Genomic DNA, 18127 nt, shown 5'->3' with positions numbered 1-18127 from the left:
TCCCCTGCAGCACAGCCTATAGCGCGCGACATGAAACTGAGTGATTTCGACTTCGACCTGCCCGACGATCTGATTGCCACCCGGCCTGCCAGCCCGCGCAGCGCCGCGCGGCTGCTGGTGGCTGCCGGCGGGGATTTGCATGACGGGCAGGTGACGGATCTGGTGCGCTGGCTGAACCCCGGCGACCGGCTGGTGCTGAACGACACCAAGGTGATTCCGGCGCGGCTGAGCGGGCTGCGCCACCGGGACAGCGCGCAAGGGGCTGTGGCGGCCAGGATCGAGGCGACGCTGCTGGAGCCGCGCGCCGATGGCACCTGGGCTGCTTTGCTGAAACCGCTGAAGAAGATCAAGCCGGGGGAAGAGATTGTGTTCTCCGCTGATCTGAGCGCCACGCTGGAGGCGGTTTCCGAAGGCCAGGGGCATCTGCGTTTCAATCTGAGCGGCACCGGGTTCGATGCGGCGCTGGCCGAGGCCGGCGCGATGCCGCTGCCGCCCTATATTGCGGCGAAACGCGCGGCGGATGAGCAGGACAAAACCGATTACCAGACCGTCTGGGCCCGCAACAGCGGGGCGGTGGCGGCCCCGACCGCGTCGCTGCATTTCGATGCGCCGCTGCTGGCGGCGCTGAAGGCGCGCGGGGTGGAGATATCTTATGTCACCCTGCATGTGGGCGCTGGCACCTTCCTGCCGGTCAAGGTCGAGGATGTGACCACCCACCGGATGCACGCCGAATGGGGCAGGGTGAGCGAACAGGCGGCGGCGGAGATTGCTGCCACCAAGGCCGCTGGCGGGCGGGTGATCCCGGTCGGCACCACCGCGCTGCGGCTGATCGAAAGTGCGGCCAAGGACGGGCAGATCCACCCCTGGGAAGGCGATACCGACATCTTCATCTATCCGGGGTTCGGATTTCAGGTGGCGGATGCGCTGATGACCAATTTCCACCTGCCGAAATCGACCCTTTTGATGCTGGTGTCGGCGCTGATGGGGCAGGAGGAGATCCGGCGGATCTATGACCACGCCGTCGGGAACCGCTACCGGTTCTTTTCTTATGGCGACGCGTCGCTTTTGATCCCGGCGAAGGCGGATACACTTCAGAAAAGCGGCAAGAAGTCGTAGACAAGCGCCGCAGCCATGGCCCCGGATCGTGCAATCCGGGTCATGAAATTGAAATCAGAATCAGCGATACCGGCCAAGCGAGCCTTGATCGCCCGGACATAACATTCAAATGTGATGGCAGCCCGTCCCTTGTGGAGGGCTGCTTTGCTTTCAAAGGAGGCATGAAATGCTGCAGGTGCTGTCGAGCGCATGGGCGCTGCTCTTGGGTATGATGCTGCTGATGGTCGGCAACGGGCTGCAGGGCACCATGCTGGGTGTGCGCGGCGAGCTGGAAGGGTTTTCCACCTTCGAGATGTCGATCGTGATGGCGGCCTATTTCGTCGGCTTCCTGGGCGGCTCGCGGCTGGCGCCGGAGATGATCCGCCGGGTCGGCCATGTGCGGGTGTTCGCGGCGCTGGCGTCGTTCATATCGGCCGTGATGATCCTGTATCCGGTGCTGCCCAGCACCGTTGCCTGGGGCCTGGGCCGCGTGATCATCGGCTTCTGCTTTTCCGGGGTGTATGTGACCGCGGAAAGCTGGCTGAACAATTCCGCCGACAACTCCAACCGCGGCAAGGCGCTGTCGCTGTACATGATCGTGCAGATGGTCGGCATCATTGCCGCGCAGGGGCTGATTCAGGTCGGCGATCCAGCCGGTTACGAGGCATTCATCATTGCCTCGATCCTGGTTTCGATCTCCTTTGCACCGATTCTGTTGTCGATCTCGCCGACCCCGGCGTTCGATACCACCAAGCCCATGACCCTGCGCGAGATCATGCGGATTTCGCCGTTGGGCTGTGTCGGCATGTTCATTCTGGGCGGCGTGTTTTCCGCCCAGTTCGGGATGAGCGCGGTCTACGGCGCAGCCGCGGGCCTGAGCCTGGGCAACCTGTCGCTGTTCATCGCAACCTTCTATATCGGCGCCACCATCCTGCAGTATCCGCTGGGCTGGATTTCGGACCGGATGGACCGGCGGCTGCTGATCCTGGTGGTGGCTGCCGCGGGCGGCTGCGGCGCTGTCGTGGGCTTTATCTATGGCACGGACTTCAAGATGCTGCTGGTTGCCGCCTTTATCATCGGCGGGCTGTCCAACCCGCTTTATTCTCTGCTGATCGCCTATACCAACGACTACCTCGAGCATGAGGACATGGCTGCGGCATCAGGCGGGCTGGTGTTCATCAACGGGCTGGGCGCCATTGCCGGCCCGATGATCACCGGCTGGCTGATGAGCGACGCGGTGTTCGGCCCGGCAGGCTTTTTCGTGCTGATTGCGGCGCTGATGTTCCTGATGGCGGCCTATGCGGCCTACCGCATGACGCAGCGCGCCGCGACGCCGGTTGACGAGACCGGGAGCTTTGCGCCGATGTACCCGAGCTCGACGCCTGTGGCGGTCGAGTTTGCCCAGGAATATGCCATCGAGACCGAGCTGGAAGAGCAGGAAACCGCCGCCGAGGAGAATTGATTGCGCTAACCAGCCGGAATTGTGAGGATTATTTCACACAGAGGGCTTGCCTGTCGCAATTTGTGACCCAAGGTTACTTGTAAAGGGTATGTAAAATGGCCTGAAGTTAGGGTCAGGAAAAACTTGGAGTTACGACCGATGACTGGTCCCGAAGAGATACTTGCGTTCTGGCTCGACAAGGTTGGGGAAAAAGGATGGTATCTGCAGGATGACGCGCTGGATCAGGAGATCCGCACGAAGTTTCAAAAGACCTGGGAGGCGGCCTGCGAAGGCAGGTTTTCGCTCTGGCTGACCTACCCCAGCGGCACCCTGGCCTATATCCTCCTGATGGACCAGTTTCCCCGCAATATGTTCCGCGGCGAAGGCAAGGCATTCGCCAGCGACCGGGCGGCGCTGTCGGCGGCCAAGGTGGCGATCAACAAGAATTGGGACAAGAAGATCGACGAGCCGGCACGCCAGTTCTTCTATCTGCCGCTGATGCATTCCGAGAACCTTTGCGACCAGGAGCGCTGCATCCGGCTGATGCTGGAGCGGATGCCCAGGACCGGCACCAGCAACCTGCTGCACGCCCGCGCCCACCGCGAGGTGATCCGCCAGTTCGGCCGCTTCCCCTACCGCAACGAGGCGCTGCGCCGCGCCAGCACCGCGCCGGAGCTGGATTACGTGATGGCGGGCGGCTACCGCGAAACCGTGCGGCGGGTGCAGGCTGCAGGCTGAGCCCCCGTCAGACCTGAACCGATCAGATTGGCAGCGCCGCGCCCTGAAAGGGGGGCGGCGTTTTCCATTGTACTGCGCCGGCTTCTGCCGGGCGGGCGCCGGCCGCAGCGTTTTCCCGGAAAATGAAAAAATACACTGGCGGGATCTGTGCCTGCGGCATAGCCTGATCAGGCGGCGCTGCGCTGTTTTTTGCAATGCCGCTTCGCCGCAGCAAAGGATGATTGCAGTGCGGAAATAATTAGTTTAATGGTAAACTAGTTTTTGATCCAGTTTGGCGAGGAACAACCATGGCCGCAGAAACCTATGACGTGATCGTAATCGGCGCCGGACCGGGAGGCTATGTTGCCGCCATCCGTGCAGCACAGCTGGGGCTGAAGACCTGTATTGTCGAACGCGAACACATGGGTGGCATCTGCCTGAACTGGGGCTGTATCCCGACCAAGGCGCTGCTGCGCTCCTCCGAGGTGTTCCATCTGATGGAGCGGGCCAAGGATTTCGGCCTGAAGGCCGAGAACATCGGCTATGACCTCGACGCGGTGGTGAAACGCTCGCGCGGGGTGGCCAAGCAACTGTCCTCGGGCATCGGCCACCTGATGAAGAAGAACAAGATTGCCGTAGTGATGGGCGAGGCGTCGATCCCGGCCAAGGGCAAGGTGTCGGTGAAAACCGACAAGGGCACGCAGGAGCTGGCAGGCAAGCACATCGTGCTGGCCACCGGCGCGCGGGCGCGCGAACTGCCGGGGCTGGAGGCGGATGGAGATCTGGTCTGGACCTACAAACACGCACTGCAGCCGGTGCGGATGCCGAAAAAGCTGCTGGTCATCGGATCTGGTGCGATCGGCATCGAATTTGCCAGCTTTTACAACACGCTGGGCGCCGACACCACAGTGGTCGAGGTGATGGACCGGGTGCTGCCGGTGGAAGACGCGGAGATCTCGGCCTTTGCCAAGAAGGCCTTTGTCAAACAGGGCATGAAGATCATGGAGAAAGCCATGGTCAAACAGCTGGACCGCGGCAAGGGCAAGGTCACCGCCCATATCGAGGTCGGCGGCAAGGTGGAGAAGCAGGAGTTCGACACCGTGATCTCGGCCGTGGGCATTGTCGGCAATGTCGAGGGTCTGGGCCTGGAAGAGCTGGGCGTCAAGGTCGACCGCACCCATGTGGTGACGGATGAATTCTGCCGCACAGGGGTTGATGGGCTTTATGCGATCGGCGATATCGCCGGCGCGCCCTGGCTGGCGCATAAGGCGTCGCATGAAGGCGTGATGGTGGCCGAGCTGATCGCGGGCAAACACGCGCATCCGGTCAAACCCGAGAGCATTGCCGGCTGCACCTACTGCCAGCCGCAAGTCGCAAGCGTCGGCTATACCGAGGCCAAGGCCAAGGAACTGGGCTACGATATCAAGGTCGGCCGGTTCCCCTTCATCGGCAATGGCAAGGCGATTGCGCTGGGAGAGGCCGAGGGCATGGTGAAAACCATCTTTGACGCCAAAACCGGCGAGCTGCTGGGCGCCCATATGGTCGGTGCCGAGGTGACCGAGCTGATCCAGGGCTATGTGGTGGGCCGTCAGCTGGAAACCACCGAGGAAGACCTGATGAACACCGTATTCCCGCATCCGACGCTGTCGGAAATGATGCATGAATCGGTGCTGGATGCCTATGACCGGGTGATCCATATGTAAGCTGCCCGCGCAGCGGAAGTTTGACAGGCGGCCTGTGACGGGCCGCCTTTTTCTTTGGCGGCCGGGCTCTGGTCTGCGGGCGTGGTCCGGGGTAACCAGATACGGAACAAGGGAAACAACAGGGGCAGCTGCCATGACGGCATCCGGAAGCACCCGCTGGGGGCTGATCCTGGCGGTCTGGGGCGCGGGGCTGGGGGCGGCTGCGCAATACGGCAAGATCTCGGTGATCTTCGGCCGGATGGGCGAGCTGTATCCGCAGGCGGGCACTGCGCTCAGCTTTTCGGTGTCGCTGGTCGGGACGCTGGGTATTTTGCTGGGGGCGGTTGCGGGGCTTTATGTGGCCGCTTTCGGCTACCGCCGCACGCTGGTCTGGGCGCTGTGGACGGGGGCGGCGGTGTCTGTCCTGCAGGCGCTGCATCTGCCGTTCGGCCTGTTTCTGGCGTCCCGGGTGGCCGAGGGGCTGTCGCATCTGGGCATCGTGGTGGCCGGACCGGTGCTGATTGCGCAGCTGAGTTCGGACCGGAGGCGGGGGCTGGCCATGACCCTGTGGAGCACCTTCTTTGCCGTGGCCTTTACCCTGCTGGCCTGGATCGGTCTGCCGCTGGCCCGTGCCTGGGGGTTGCAGGCGCTGTTTGGCGCCCATGCGGCGGTAATGGCGGGGCTGGCGCTGCTGCTGGGCTTTGCCTTGCGCGATGTGCCGGTGCCGCAACGCGCGCCGCTGCCGCGGCTGCGGGAATTGCCGGGGCTGCATCTGCCGGTCTACCGCTCGCCGTGGATTTCGGCGCCGGCCGCGGGCTGGCTGTTTTACACCTGCTGTTTTGTGGCGGTGCTGACGGTGATCCCGCCTTATATCGCCGAGGACATGCGCGCCTTTGTGCTGGGAGCAATGCCGCTGGCCAGCATTGCAGTGTCGATGACTCTGGGGGTGTATCTGCTGCGGCTGCTGCCGGCGGTGCGGCTGGCGCAGCTGGGGTTCCTGGCCTGCGCCGCCGCCGCCCTGTGGCTGTGGGCCATGCCCGGCGCGCCGGCCGCCTGCATCGCCATGGCGGGGGGCATGGGGCTGGTGCAGGGCGGATCCTTTGCCGCGGTGCCGCAGCTGAACGAAAGTGCCGCCGCGCGGGCGCAATCCAGCGGCGCGATTGCGCAGATGGGCAATCTGGGCAACACAATCGGCACCCCGCTGATGGTGCTGGCCCTGGCCGGCGGCGGCTTCGGCGGCATGATGGCTGTGCTGCTGGTGCTGTTCCTGAGCGGTGCCGGGGTGCATGGCCTGCTGTCAGCGCGGCGGCGCGCCATGGCGTAAGGGAGCCTCTCCCGCCCGTCACCGGTCCCCGTTGCGGGGACCGCCTCCCGTTGGGCATGGCGCCGCAAGCGGCGCGCCGGATTCATTGTGGAATCCGGACCGGGCAACGCGGGGTTTCCGGTTAGATCCGGGTCCGGCGCCGCCTGCTGCCAGCTGCTGTCAGCAAAGTTCAACCTGTTCGCGCTATGTTCTCTTTAGGGGCTTGGCGTTTCCCGGTGCATTCCCTATCTGTAGGGCTGGCGTTTGCCGCTGGATTGGCAGGCGCGGGTACGGGGGCATTATGGCTGAGCTGAAATCCATCGAAGTGCGCGGCGCGCGCGAGCATAATCTGAAGAGCATCGACGTGGATATTCCGCGCGATGAACTGGTGGTGATCACCGGACTTTCGGGCTCGGGCAAGTCCAGCCTGGCGTTTGACACCATCTATGCCGAAGGCCAGCGCCGCTATGTGGAATCGCTCAGCGCCTATGCGCGGCAGTTCCTGGACATGATGGAAAAGCCGGATGTGGACCATATCAGCGGTCTGTCCCCGGCAATCTCGATTGAGCAGAAAACCACCTCGAAGAACCCGCGCTCGACCGTTGGCACGGTGACCGAGATCTATGACTATATGCGGCTGCTGTTCGCCCGGGCAGGCACGCCCTATTCTCCGGCCACCGGCAAGCCGATCGAGGCGCAGCAGGTGCAGGACATGGTCGACCGGATCATGGAGATGGAGGCGGGCACCCGCGGCTATCTGCTGGCGCCGATCGTCCGCGACCGCAAGGGCGAGTACAAGAAAGAATTCCTGGAACTGCGCAAGCAGGGCTTTCAGCGGGTGAAGGTGGACGGGGCGTTTTATGAGCTCGACGAGCCGCCCGTGCTGGACAAGAAGTTCCGCCATGACATCGACGTTGTTGTTGACCGGCTGGTGGTGCGCGAGGGCATGGAGACCCGGCTGGCGGATTCCCTGCGCACGGCGCTGGATCTGGCCGATGGCATCGCCATTCTGGAAACCGCGCCGCGGGAAGGCGATCCGGAGCGGATCACCTTTTCCGAAAACTTTGCCTGTCCGGTCAGCGGTTTCACCATTCCCGAGATCGAGCCGCGGCTGTTTTCCTTCAACGCGCCGTTCGGGGCCTGTCCGGAATGCGATGGCCTGGGGGTGGAGCTGTTCTTTGATGAACGTCTGGTGGTGCCGGATCAGTCCTTGAAAGTTTATGACGGGGCGCTGGCGCCCTGGCGCAAGGGCAAATCCCCCTATTTCCTGCAGACCATCGAGGCCATCGCCAAGCATTACCAGTTCGATAAGAACACGGTCTGGAAGGATCTGCCGGAGAAGGTGCAGCAGGTGTTCCTTTATGGCTCCGGCGAGGAAGAGATCATGTTCCGCTATGATGAGGGCGGGCGGGTATATCAGGTGGAGCGCACCTTTGAGGGCGTGATCCCGAATATGGAGCGGCGTTACCGCGAGACGGATTCGAACTGGATCCGCGAGGAATTCGAGCGCTATCAGAACAACCGCCATTGCCACCACTGCGAGGGCTACCGGCTGCGTGACGAAGCGCTGGCGGTGAAGATCGCGGGTGTGCATGTGGGGCAGGTGGTGCAGCTGTCGATCCGCGAGGCGCTGACCTGGATCGAGGATGTGCCGAACCATCTGAGCCCGCAAAAACAAGAGATCGCGCGGGCCATCGTCAAGGAGATCCGCGAACGTCTTGGATTTCTGAACAACGTCGGGCTGGAGTATCTGACGCTGAGCCGCAATTCCGGAACCCTGTCCGGCGGCGAAAGCCAGCGGATCCGGCTGGCGTCGCAGATCGGCTCGGGCCTGACCGGGGTTCTGTATGTGCTGGATGAGCCGTCCATCGGCTTGCATCAGCGCGACAACGACCGGCTGATCGGCACCCTGAAGAACCTGCGCGATCAGGGCAATACGGTGATCGTGGTGGAGCATGACGAGGACATGATCCGGCAGGCGGATTACGTGTTCGACATCGGCCCCGGTGCCGGGGTGCATGGCGGCGAGGTGGTCAGCCACGGCACGCCGCAGGCGATTGCCGCCGATGCCGGCTCGATCACCGGGCAGTATTTGTCAGGCACCCGCGAGATTGCGGTGCCGGCCAAGCGGCGCAAGGGCAACAAGAAGAAGATCAAGGTGGTGAAGGCCACCGGCAACAACCTGAAAGAAGTGACGGCGGAGTTCCCGCTGGGCAAGTTTGTCTGCGTGACAGGCGTGTCCGGCGGCGGCAAGTCGACGCTGACCATCGAGACGCTGTTCAAGACCGCCTCGATGCGGCTGAACGGCGCGCGGCAGACCCCGGCACCCTGCGAAAGCATCAAGGGGCTGGAGCATCTGGACAAGGTGATCGACATCGACCAGCGCCCGATCGGGCGCACGCCGCGGTCGAACCCGGCGACCTATACCGGCGCCTTCACCCCGATCCGCGACTGGTTCGCCGGTCTGCCGGAGGCCAAGACGCGGGGGTACAAGCCGGGGCGGTTCTCGTTCAACGTCAAGGGCGGCCGCTGCGAGGCCTGCCAGGGCGATGGCGTCATCAAGATCGAGATGCATTTCCTGCCCGACGTCTATGTGACCTGCGAGACCTGCAAGGGCGCGCGCTATAACCGCGAGACGCTGGAGATCAAGTTCAAGGGCAAGAGCATTGCCGATGTGCTGGATATGACGGTGGAGGATGCGCAGGAGTTCTTCCAGGCGGTGCCGTCGATCCGCGACAAGATGGATGCGCTGATGCGGGTCGGGCTGGGCTATATCAAGGTCGGCCAGCAGGCGACAACCCTGTCGGGCGGCGAAGCGCAGCGGGTGAAACTGTCGAAGGAGCTGGCGAAACGCTCGACCGGGCGGACGCTGTATATTCTGGACGAGCCGACCACGGGGCTGCATTTCGAAGATGTGAAGAAGCTGCTGGAAGTGCTGCATGAGCTGGTCGAGCAGGGCAACTCGGTGGTGGTGATCGAACACAATCTGGATGTGGTCAAGACGTCCGACTGGATTATCGACATCGGCCCCGAAGGCGGTGACGGCGGCGGCGAGATTGTTGCCGCGGGCACGCCCGAAGCCGTGGCGGATGAGCCGCGCAGCCACACCGGGCGCTATCTGAAGGACATGCTGCAGACACGGAAAGTGGCGGCGGAATAAGCGGCAGGGGCGCTGCGCCGCCGGATAGAGGGCCGGATTGAGGGACGAGGGGCGCTGCTCCGCCGGTTGGGAGGGAGACGGGCGCTGCCCCCTTTTGGCTTTCGGCCGATTGACACCGGAGTATTTCCGGCCAGAAAGAAACCGCGGAGACGCCGGTGCCGCCCTGTTCGGGCGGTCCGGGCTGCGACGGCCGCTTCGGGCTGCCGTCAGCAGACGGCGCAACCGGTCAGTCTGCCAGTTTTGCCACCGCGCCGATCAGGCGCAGCACCTTCTGGGTCTCGCGGTTCACCTGGTAGACATAGCCGCCGGCCCGGACATAGCTGCCGTAGGGGTCCGGGGCCCATTCGCCGGGATCCCCGATCCAGATATATTCATCCAGAATATGGTCGCCGCGGCGGTAGAACTTCTTGGCATGGCCCGGCGGCACGCAACGCGAGGAGGTCTTGGCCAGACCCGCCGGGCAGTGCAGGAGTGCCTGTTCCGGCTTGTCCTGGCCATTGCCGGCTGCAAGCGGAATTGCCACTGCGCAGGCGGCGGCGAGAACAACGATAGAAACAATATAACGGCGTACCATTTACGGCGGGTCCTTTCCTGGTCGCCTTCGACATAACGGGACGGACGCAAAATCCAAGAGTGATATAAACCCGGCGGCGGCGGCCCGCCTGCGGCCGCTCAGGCGGCGGCAAGAACCCGCGCTTCATGGCTGCGCAGGGCCAGCCGCACGGCATTTCCGTATCCGCGCCCGGTGTCGGTGCAGAGTTCCGGAAACAAATCGCGGATTTCCGCCAGCGTTCCGGAATCAAAATCTGCGGCTGTTTGCGGGCCGGGCTGGTAGCTTTCGCTGAGGGCGCCGTCGGCCCAGAGAATCTGGTGGCGGCCGAACAGCAGGTGGACATACTGCGCTTCCCGGATGTCCAGCGCGGGGCGGATGGTGCTGTCGTTCACCAGGTCCTTGGCCTTGATCAGAACCTCGTCCGCGCCGAACAGCAGCTCAGCCTTCTGGCCGCGGACCAGCATCCGGTGCTGCGGGGACACATAGAGGTCGCGGGTGTTGCCGCAGCTGCCCCTGGCAAAACGGATCGGAGCGGTTTGCGGCGTGCATGCAACCTTACGGCTGCCGGTCCATTGCAGGGTCTGAGGCCCGTTGTCGTAGGTCAGAACCTCCATGCCGGGGCGCAGTTCCTCAACCGGGATCTCGCCGCCGGGCACCCGGATCAGGGTGCCGCGCAGGAAACAGGGCACGGTCTGATTGATCTCGACCAGTCCGGTGTCCGAATGGCCCAGGCCAGTGTCCGCCGTGTAATTGAAATAAACGGTTTCCAGGTCGCCGTCCGTGGCCACGGTCAGTGTTCCATCGGCATTGAGGGTGATCTGCTGGCCGGTGGCCAGGGTGACGGTGCCGCCGGCTGAAACCGCCTGTTCGTTGATATGGGTGATCGTCAGCGTGCCGCCGGTGGCGGTGCTGTCATTGTCCAGAACATCCACCACACGGGTCTTGTTGATGGCGATGTCTTCCTGGTCATCCTGCGCGACCACGGCTGTCTGCACCGACCCGCCGGCAATCAGCAGGTTGGTATCATAGCTGCTGTCCAAAGTATCGGCGACGCCGATCTTTAGGGTGTTGATCTCCCCTGCATTCACCGGGGCGGCAAAGGTCAGGGTGATGGTGAACCCGTCCATTTCGGTGTTGTACTGATCACCGGTGTTGTCGACATAGATGTTTTCGGTGCCATCGTTGATATTGCCGATCGAGGCAGTGCCGTCGCCGATGGAGACCTGGGCCTCGGCCCCGTTCACCCAGACACCGACCACGTCATTGTATTGCGAGGTGGCGAACTCGGGGTATTCCTCGGAGGACAGCACAAAGTCGATGGTCAGCAGATCGCCGTCCGGGGTGAAATCGATTTCCAGGAATGAGGCGTCGCGGGTGGCGGCCCCGGCCAAGGCGTTGAAATCGGCGTCATTGTTGACGCCGGTGGTATTGGTGCTGGTGTTGCTGCGGACGTTCGTGTCGGCGGTGCCGCTGCTGTTGGTAAAGTCGCGCGCATAGCCGGTTGACAGGATCACGCCGGAGTCCGCGGGCGCCACGCCGGGGGTGCTGGTACCGGCGCCGGAATAGATGCCGGAGGACAGAGCGTCGCCGCTGTAGCTGGCGCTGGTCACGGTGACGCCGTCGCCAAAGATTTCCTCCGCCATCTGGGTGGCGGTCGCGGAGGAGTTGATGTTCAGTTCCGTTGCCGTGGCCATGTCGTACAGCGCGCCCCCAGTGTGTAAAGATTAACAATCCCTTAACGGAATGCTGGGGAACTGAGACGGAACTGTGGCAAGCTGGTGCAGAAATCCTGAATTTTAATCAAATTTTAAGGGGGAGTGACGGGAGTCATGCGCGGGAGACGGCCCGGGGCGGGCCGCCTGAGAGGTGCTGGAAGCAAGCGCGGTGAGGGCGCAGGTCTCAGCCGTCGCGGCTGCGCTTCTCAAACCGGGGCAGCATGGCGGAGAAATCCATTCCCTTGCCGTCTTCCTCTTCGACGAAGCGTTTGTAAAGCGCCATCGCCAGTTCGCCCATCGGCGTGTCGGCATCTGCACTTTCTGCTGCCTGCTGGCTGAGGCCCAGGTCCTTCAGCATCAGTTCAGCCGCGAACCCAGGCTGGTAGCTGTTGTCTGCAGGCGACTGCGGGCCGACACCGGGGGCTGGGCAATAGGCGTTCATTGTCCAGCTGTAGCCGGAGGAGGTGGAGACCACATCGAACATCTTCTGGCGGTCCAGACCCAGCTTGTCAGCCAGTGCAAAGGCCTCGCAGGTGGCAATCATGGTGACGCCGAGGATCATGTTGTTGCAGATCTTGGCAGCCTGGCCGGCGCCGGCCTCGCCGCAATGCACGGCCTTCTGGCCCATGATAGCAAACAGCGGTTCCGCGGCAGCGAAGGCGTCTGCCGAACCGCCGGCCATGAAGGTGAGCGTGCCGCCGGCCGCGCCGCCGATGCCGCCGGAGACGGGCGCGTCGACGGACAGAAGACCTGCGGCTTCGGCTTGTTCGGCCACTGCGCGGGCGGAGTCCACATCAACGGTGGAGCAGTCGATGAAGGCAGCACCCTTGGTCATCGCCGGAATGACTTCAGCGGCGACAAGGCGCAGGATGGCGCCGTTGGGCAGCATGGTGATGACGGCATCGGCGCCTGCGGCGGCCTCGGGGCCGGACGCGGCCATGGTGACGCCGCCGATGCTGACGTCGGCCATGTCAAAGCCGGTGACCTGATGGCCGGCCTTCGCCAGGTTGGCAGCCATCGGCCCGCCCATGTTGCCAAGTCCGATAAATCCGATTTTCATGCGAGTTCCTCCTCAAATGTCAGCGCATCCGCGCCGAGCGGCGCCAGCATGTCCGCAACCGCCTGTGCCGGCACCGGCTGGCCCGCGTATTGCCACTGCGGATTGCGGTCCTTGTCAATGATCTGGGCCCGGATACCTTCCAGGAAGTCGCCCTTGTCCATCGCCCGGTACGTATAGCGGTATTCCAGGTCCAGCGACCGGCGGATGGCCGGGCCATCGGCACGCAGGCGGCGCAGCATTTCCAATGTGCAGGCCATCGACAGCGGCGAATTGCGGCTGAGCGATTTCAGCGCGCCCTGTGCAAAGTCTCCGCCATCGGCCTCAAGGCCCGCCAGAATCTCTTCAAGGCTGTCCTTGCCGAAATGTGCTGCCGTCTGCTGGCGCAGGTCGCGCAGTTTGCCCTTGGGGGCCGGTTCGGCGGCCGCTTCGACCAGGGCTGCGCTGCCGCCCTGTTCAAGCGCGGTCATCAAGGCCGGCCAGTTGTCCTGCGGCACAAAATGGTCGGCAAAGCCCGCGAGGATTGCATCTTCCGCTCCCATGCGGGCCGCGGTCATGCCAAGGTATTCGCCCAGGTGGTCCGGCGCCAGCGCCAGCATCAGCGAGCCGCCCACATCCGGCACCAGGCCGATGCCCACCTCGGGCATGGCGATCTGGCTGGTCTCTCCCACAACCCGGTGGGTGCCGTGGCAGCCGATGCCGACCCCGCCGCCCATGGTAAAACCCTGCATGAAGCTGATCACCGGCTTCTTGTATTCAAAAATCAGCGCGTTCAGCCGGTATTCATCGCGCCAGAACCTGCGGCCATAGGAATAGTCGCCCCTGGTGCCGGTGTCATAAAGCTCGGCAATGTCACCGCCGGCGCAAAACGCCTTATCGCCTTCGGCGTTGATCACCACCAGCTTGACGCTGTCATCCGTTGCCCAGTTGCGCATGGCGGCGCCGATCGCCATGCACATCTCATAGCTCATCGCGTTCAGCGCCTTGGGGCGGGTGAAGGTGATGCGGCCGGCCTGGCCGGATTTGCGGATATGGATTTCACTCATCCTAGGGGCTCCATCAGGTTTATGCGCATCGGCAAGGCAGCTGCGTACAGGTTACTCTGCAATCAGCTGGCGCGCGACTATCAGGCGCATGATCTCGTTGGTGCCTTCCAGGATCTGATGCACCCGCAGGTCGCGGACGATCTTCTCGACGCCGTAGTCAGCCAGATAGCCATAGCCGCCGTGCAGCTGCAGGCAGCCGTTGGCAACGTCAAAGGCGGTGTCGGTGACCATCAGCTTGGCCATGGCGCAGAACTTGCCGGCGTCATGGGCGCCGGTGTCCAGTTTCCACGCCGCCTGGCGCAGAAAGGTGCGGGCGGCCTGCAGGCGGGTTTCATATTCCGCCAGCCGGAACTGCAGCGCCTGGAACTGGTTGATGGATTTGCCGAACGCCTTGCGCTCGGACATGTATTGCACGGTCTGGTCCAGCGCTGTCTGGGCGCCGCCCAGGGCACCTGCCGAAATGTTCAGCCGTCCGCCGTCGAGGCCTGCCATCGCGTAGGAAAAACCGCGGCCTTCCTCGCCGATCAGGTTGTCCGCCGGGATATGGCAATCGTCGAACTGCACCTGCGATGTCGGCTGCGCCTTCCAGCCCATCTTTTCCTCCAGCGCACCGAACGACAGACCCGGGGCGCCGTCCTCGACCACCACGGTGGAGATCCCCTTGGGGCCGTCCTCGCCGGTGCGGCACATCACGACATAGGCGTCGGAGTAGGAACCGCCGGAGATGAACGCCTTGGTGCCGTTCAGCGTGTAGCCGTCATTGGTCCGCTCGGCGCGGGTTTTAAGGGCTGCAGCATCCGAGCCGGAACCGGGTTCGGTCAGGCAATAGGAGAAGATCTTGTCCATTGAACAGAGCGCGGGCAGCCACTTCTGTTTGGTCTCCTCCGAGCCGAACTTGTCGATCATGCCGCCGCACATGTTGTGGATCGACAGGAACGAGCCGATCGCCGGGTCCGCCATCGCCAGGGCCTCGAACACAAGGGTGGCATCAAGACGGCTGAGGCCGGAGCCGCCGTATTCCTCGGAGACATACAGCCCGCCGAAGCCAAGCTCCGCCAGCCGCGGCCACAGGGATTTGGGGATTGTGCCGTCTTTTTCCCACTGCCGGGAATGCGGCGCGATATTTTCCTGGCCGAACGCATGGGCCATGTCGAAAATGGCCTGCTGTTCCTCAGTCAGTGCGAAATCCATAAGCAGCTCCTCCCGTCGCTCAGATGAATTGAACAGTTGTTTATTTAATAGCGGGCGCGCGGAGCTGAGGCAAGCTGCGCAAATGCAAAGCCGCCGTGCAGGATTGCTGCCGGGCGGCGGAGGGCCGGCGGCGCAGATGAGGCGAAAAGCAGGAAACTTCGGCGATACTCTGTCTCAAACAGCCAGCGTGCAGGTGAACCTGCAGGACGCATCCAAAAGGAGGCCGATCAGTGCCGAATTCAGGCGCTCAGCGATTTCTTGCTTCCGACGCTACTGCTAAAACGGAGGAATATCCCTCCTGCGGTTCTGTCCGGCAACGCGCGTGCGGGCCTTGCCCTGGGCCTGCGGCACGGAATGGTTCGCCAAAAGACGGGAACACCTCCAGAGCAGGCCTTGGTGCTTCACGCCCGGGCACGGAATCTTGTTCTGAAACGGCAGTACACAGATGCCGAGTATCTGCTGCGTCAGGCGTTGGAGCTGGATGACCAACCGGGACAAAAGGCTGAAGCTGTTCAAAGAAACAGAAGTGGTTGTCGATCCGTTTGCTTTTATGTCTGCCGCGGACGATCCCGAACTGCAGAAGAAATTTTCCATCAAGGCCGCGCAAACGCACAATACAACTGCGGCAGAAGTGGAGTTTTCCCGGCTTCGGGCAATCGACAGAAAGATACGGCTCGGGTATTTTTTGAACGGCTTTTTCAATCATGGCACGATGATCCTGATGGAATCTCAGCTGAAGATGCATGACCGTGACCAATTTGAAGTCTTTATCTGCGACTATGGTCAGGCAAATGACCAGAAAGGGCGCCAGAGGGCTGAAGTCGCGGCGGATGTCTACAAGCCGGTCGCTGACAAGGAAATTGTCGGGATCGCTGCAATCGCGCACACCACAGCAAGCGGCGCGCTGCGGGCCGGGGTGCCGGTTGTCACCAAGATCGGCAAACAATTTGCCGCACGCGTTGCCTCCAGCCTGCTGCACAATGTCGGCATGGAGGAACTTGTCGCCAGCACGCCGCAGAAATACCAGGCGCTAGCACTTAAGCCGGCGCGCGATCCGGCGTATCTGGCCGGCGTGCAGGCGCGGGTGAAAAACGGCATCGCAACCGGTCCGCTGTATGACACGTAAAAATTCACCCGGAATTTTGAAGCGCTGATGGAAAAGACTGTTGAGCGCTTCAGCGCGGGTCTGATGCCGGATCACATAAGCCTGACCTGATACCAGGTTTCAGAACGCAACGGAGCGCAGCTGGATCTGCGCTCCGTTTGTTTTGCAGGTTTTGAACCGGGTCTTCCGGTTGCAGCTGCCGTACCTGGCTTTGAGTTACAGCAGCCGCACCTGGGTGCCGATTTGCACCAGCTCATACAGTTCTTCGACGTGCTGGTTATAGAGGCCGATACAGCCGGAGGAGCTTTGCCGTCCGATCTTGCGGGTGTCATGGGTGCCATGCACCAGATAGGCCGGCCAGTCCAGATACATCGCGCGGGTGCCCAGCGGGTTGCCCGGCACGCCGCCCTCAATGCGCTGGGGCAGGCTGGGGTCGCGTTCGCGCATGTTCTGGGTCGGTGTCCAGCTTGGGTTTTCCCGTTTGCGCACCACTTTGGTGTAGCCGCGTTTGGTCAGATCCTCGGTCATCGGGACAGACGAGGGGAACAGCCGGTAGGTTTCCCCGTCCGGCCCCCAGTAGTGCAGCGCGCGGGAGCTGATATCGGCCAGCAGGCAGCCGCTGCCGAGCGTATCGAAATGGTCCTGCCAGTTCTGCTGCGAGAAGGCGGATACATTGCGCTGCACCGGCCGTTCTTCGCGGATGGCCGGTTCGTCCTGCGGAAAGGCGTCCGTGGATTGGGCCCGCAGGAGGGACGGAGCGGCCAAAGAGGCGCCAAGGCCCATCAGGGTGGTGCGGCGGGTGATCTTTAATCGGGTCATTTTTCCTCAACCGTTCTGCTCGGAAACTCTGCGCAAAGATATGCAAATGCACAGGGTTTGCTAGGGGCTGGAAGGCGGAATCGCGGCGCCTCACAAGCTTGTGAGCGGTGAGCGGCGGAAGGCCGCCGCCCGCACCACGGTCCTAAGCGGCGTCAGGAATAAAGCGGCCGGGCCTGGGCGAAAGACAGCAGGCGCTTGCTGTCTTCGTCCCACAGATGCAGCCGTGCATTGGCCAGGCTTTCCCGGATCGTCATCCGGTTGCCTTCAGCCAGTTCCGCATGGTCGCGCAGCACTTGCGGAAGCCGGTAGAACGGGATGCGGCTGTACAAGTGGTGCACATGGTGAATGCCGATATTGGCGCTGAGCCATTGCAGCACCGGCGGCAGGACATAATGCGAGCTGCCGTGCAAAGCGGCGTCATGCAGCTGCCACTCTTCCTCACTTTCCCATTGGGTGGTTTCAAACTGGTGCTGCACATAGAACAGCCACAGCCCGGCGGTGGCGGCAATGAGGGTCGCAGGCAGGAAGATCAGCAGCAGCGGCATCAGCCCGCCGAAATACCAGATCACTGCAAGCGCCGCCACGATGGTCAGATTGGTTCCCATGGCGCTGATCCAGTAGCGGCTCTGATTCATCAGCCCATAGGGCAGGCGGTTCTGGAAAAAGAACAGATAGCCGGGCCCGATCGCAAACAGGGTGACCGGATGGCGGTACAGCCGGTACATCAGCCGGCCCCAGCGCCCCTCGGCGCGGTATTCGGCCACCGTCATGGTGTGAATGTCGCCCATGCCGCGCTTGCCCAGGTTGCCATGGGTGCTGTGGTGGATCGAGTGGGTGCGGCGCCAGACATCATAGGGCGTCAGCGTCAGCACCCCGATGATCCGCCCCACCCAGTCGCTGACATGGCGGTTGGCGAAGAAAGAGCCATGGCCGCAGTCGTGCTGGATTGTGAACAGCCGCAGCAGAAAGGCCGCAATCAGCACCGAGATTGCCAGCGTCAGCCAGTAGCTGACCGACAGCGCCCACCAGGCCAGCCCCCACAATAGGACAAAAGGCACCACCGTGACCGCCAGTTCAAAAGCGCTGCGCCAGGGGTTCGGGTCCCGGTATTGAGCCAGGATCTTGACCCAATCACGTGCTGATTTCGTGGCCGTCGCAGCCTGCTCGGTGGAATTGGGAATGCTCATTCGCCTGCCGTTATAGTTCTGTTATCGACCGGATAGACTACCAGCCGCGCGGAGCA

Annotated in this window: 15 protein-coding genes; 7 read left to right on the top strand and 8 right to left on the bottom strand. The window is 62.9% G+C overall.

The annotated features are described in order from the left end of the window. Window positions 1–30: 30 nt before the first annotated feature. The 6 genes from queA to uvrA all read left to right on the top strand — a co-directional run bounded on the left by queA (window position 31) and on the right by uvrA (window position 9398). Window positions 31–1116 (top strand): tRNA preQ1(34) S-adenosylmethionine ribosyltransferase-isomerase QueA, encoded by a 1086-nt coding sequence (gene queA / locus METH_RS08790; protein ID WP_024090090.1) that lies wholly within the window; start codon window positions 31–33, stop codon window positions 1114–1116. A gap of 166 nt (window positions 1117–1282) precedes the next feature. Beyond that, window positions 1283–2557, top strand: coding sequence for an MFS transporter (locus tag METH_RS08785; RefSeq protein ID WP_024090089.1), 1275 nt, complete (start codon window positions 1283–1285; stop codon window positions 2555–2557). A 138-nt stretch (window positions 2558–2695) separates the two neighbouring features. Further along, window positions 2696–3274: a DUF924 family protein gene (locus tag METH_RS08780; protein ID WP_024090088.1), complete on the top strand. Its 579-nt coding sequence runs from the start codon at window positions 2696–2698 to the stop codon at window positions 3272–3274. 287 nt (window positions 3275–3561) lie between these two features. After that, the gene (gene lpdA, locus METH_RS08770; protein ID WP_024090086.1) at window positions 3562–4956 is read left to right on the top strand and encodes a dihydrolipoyl dehydrogenase; all 1395 of its coding nucleotides are present in this window, start codon (window positions 3562–3564) and stop codon (window positions 4954–4956) included. Between the two features lie 133 nt (window positions 4957–5089). Then, complete coding sequence (locus tag METH_RS08765; protein ID WP_024090085.1) at window positions 5090–6259, top strand: MFS transporter; 1170 nt, start codon at window positions 5090–5092, stop codon at window positions 6257–6259. Window positions 6260–6539: 280 nt separating this feature from the next. Then, a complete protein-coding gene (gene uvrA, locus METH_RS08760) occupies window positions 6540–9398 on the top strand; it encodes an excinuclease ABC subunit UvrA (protein WP_024090084.1) in 2859 nt (952 codons plus the stop codon). A gap of 226 nt (window positions 9399–9624) precedes the next feature. On the opposite strand, the gene METH_RS08755 is transcribed toward uvrA, so the two are convergent. The 6 genes from METH_RS08755 to METH_RS24475 form a co-directional block, all read right to left on the bottom strand. Then, a complete protein-coding gene (locus METH_RS08755) occupies window positions 9625–9972 on the bottom strand; it encodes a hypothetical protein (RefSeq protein ID WP_024090083.1) in 348 nt (115 codons plus the stop codon). A 98-nt stretch (window positions 9973–10070) separates the two neighbouring features. Next, entirely contained in the window at window positions 10071–11645 is a 1575-nt protein-coding gene (locus METH_RS08750) for a Hint domain-containing protein (RefSeq protein WP_024090082.1), read from the bottom strand. Between the two features lie 205 nt (window positions 11646–11850). Then, window positions 11851–12726 carry a 3-hydroxyisobutyrate dehydrogenase gene (mmsB, locus tag METH_RS08745; RefSeq protein ID WP_024090081.1) on the bottom strand — a complete coding sequence of 292 codons (876 nt, stop codon included), beginning with the start codon at window positions 12724–12726 and terminating at the stop codon, window positions 11851–11853. Further along, the gene (locus tag METH_RS08740) at window positions 12723–13769 is read right to left on the bottom strand and encodes an enoyl-CoA hydratase/isomerase family protein (protein ID WP_024090080.1); all 1047 of its coding nucleotides are present in this window, start codon (window positions 13767–13769) and stop codon (window positions 12723–12725) included. Before METH_RS08740 ends, mmsB begins: the two co-directional genes overlap by 4 nt. A gap of 51 nt (window positions 13770–13820) precedes the next feature. Then, window positions 13821–14960, bottom strand: a complete 1140-nt coding sequence (locus METH_RS08735; protein WP_024090079.1) for an acyl-CoA dehydrogenase family protein — start codon at window positions 14958–14960, stop codon at window positions 13821–13823. Window positions 14961–15207: 247 nt separating this feature from the next. Continuing rightward, window positions 15208–15666: a hypothetical protein gene (locus METH_RS24475; protein WP_197538830.1), complete on the bottom strand. Its 459-nt coding sequence runs from the start codon at window positions 15664–15666 to the stop codon at window positions 15208–15210. Here METH_RS24475 and METH_RS24470 point away from each other — a divergent pair. Next, window positions 15592–16086, top strand: a complete 495-nt coding sequence (locus METH_RS24470; RefSeq protein ID WP_245602987.1) for an O-linked N-acetylglucosamine transferase family protein — start codon at window positions 15592–15594, stop codon at window positions 16084–16086. The genes METH_RS24475 and METH_RS24470 overlap by 75 nt on opposite strands. Before the next feature lie 195 nt (window positions 16087–16281). On the opposite strand, the gene METH_RS08720 is transcribed toward METH_RS24470, so the two are convergent. Together METH_RS08720 and METH_RS08715 are read right to left on the bottom strand one after the other, a co-directional pair. Further along, on the bottom strand, window positions 16282–16884 hold the full coding sequence (locus METH_RS08720) for a L,D-transpeptidase (protein WP_024090076.1): 603 nt from the start codon (window positions 16882–16884) through the stop codon (window positions 16282–16284). 152 nt (window positions 16885–17036) lie between these two features. Beyond that, the gene (locus METH_RS08715; RefSeq protein ID WP_024090075.1) at window positions 17037–18071 is read right to left on the bottom strand and encodes a fatty acid desaturase; all 1035 of its coding nucleotides are present in this window, start codon (window positions 18069–18071) and stop codon (window positions 17037–17039) included. Window positions 18072–18127: the final 56 nt, after the last annotated feature.

This window comes from Leisingera methylohalidivorans DSM 14336, assembly GCF_000511355.1.
Lineage (GTDB): Bacteria > Pseudomonadota > Alphaproteobacteria > Rhodobacterales > Rhodobacteraceae > Leisingera > Leisingera methylohalidivorans.
This window is presented reverse-complemented; position numbering and strand designations above follow the sequence as displayed.

Bases quoted from the DNA above. Each gene is read 5' to 3' on its own strand.
- METH_RS08755 (WP_024090083.1), bottom strand. From the start codon at position 9,972: ATGGTACGCCGTTATATTGTTTCTATCGTTGTTCTCGCCGCCGCCTGC.
- uvrA (WP_024090084.1), top strand. From the start codon at position 6,540: ATGGCTGAGCTGAAATCCATCGAAGTGCGCGGCGCGCGCGAGCATAAT.
- METH_RS08765 (WP_024090085.1), top strand. From the start codon at position 5,090: ATGACGGCATCCGGAAGCACCCGCTGGGGGCTGATCCTGGCGGTCTGG.
- METH_RS08780 (WP_024090088.1), top strand. From the start codon at position 2,696: ATGACTGGTCCCGAAGAGATACTTGCGTTCTGGCTCGACAAGGTTGGG.
- mmsB (WP_024090081.1), bottom strand. From the start codon at position 12,726: ATGAAAATCGGATTTATCGGACTTGGCAACATGGGCGGGCCGATGGCT.
- METH_RS08740 (WP_024090080.1), bottom strand. From the start codon at position 13,769: ATGAGTGAAATCCATATCCGCAAATCCGGCCAGGCCGGCCGCATCACC.
- METH_RS08750 (WP_024090082.1), bottom strand. From the start codon at position 11,645: ATGGCCACGGCAACGGAACTGAACATCAACTCCTCCGCGACCGCCACC.
- METH_RS08735 (WP_024090079.1), bottom strand. From the start codon at position 14,960: ATGGATTTCGCACTGACTGAGGAACAGCAGGCCATTTTCGACATGGCC.
- METH_RS08720 (WP_024090076.1), bottom strand. From the start codon at position 16,884: ATGACCCGATTAAAGATCACCCGCCGCACCACCCTGATGGGCCTTGGC.
- queA (WP_024090090.1), top strand. From the start codon at position 31: ATGAAACTGAGTGATTTCGACTTCGACCTGCCCGACGATCTGATTGCC.
- lpdA (WP_024090086.1), top strand. From the start codon at position 3,562: ATGGCCGCAGAAACCTATGACGTGATCGTAATCGGCGCCGGACCGGGA.
- METH_RS08785 (WP_024090089.1), top strand. From the start codon at position 1,283: ATGCTGCAGGTGCTGTCGAGCGCATGGGCGCTGCTCTTGGGTATGATG.
- METH_RS08715 (WP_024090075.1), bottom strand. From the start codon at position 18,071: ATGAGCATTCCCAATTCCACCGAGCAGGCTGCGACGGCCACGAAATCA.
- METH_RS24475 (WP_197538830.1), bottom strand. From the start codon at position 15,666: ATGATTGAAAAAGCCGTTCAAAAAATACCCGAGCCGTATCTTTCTGTC.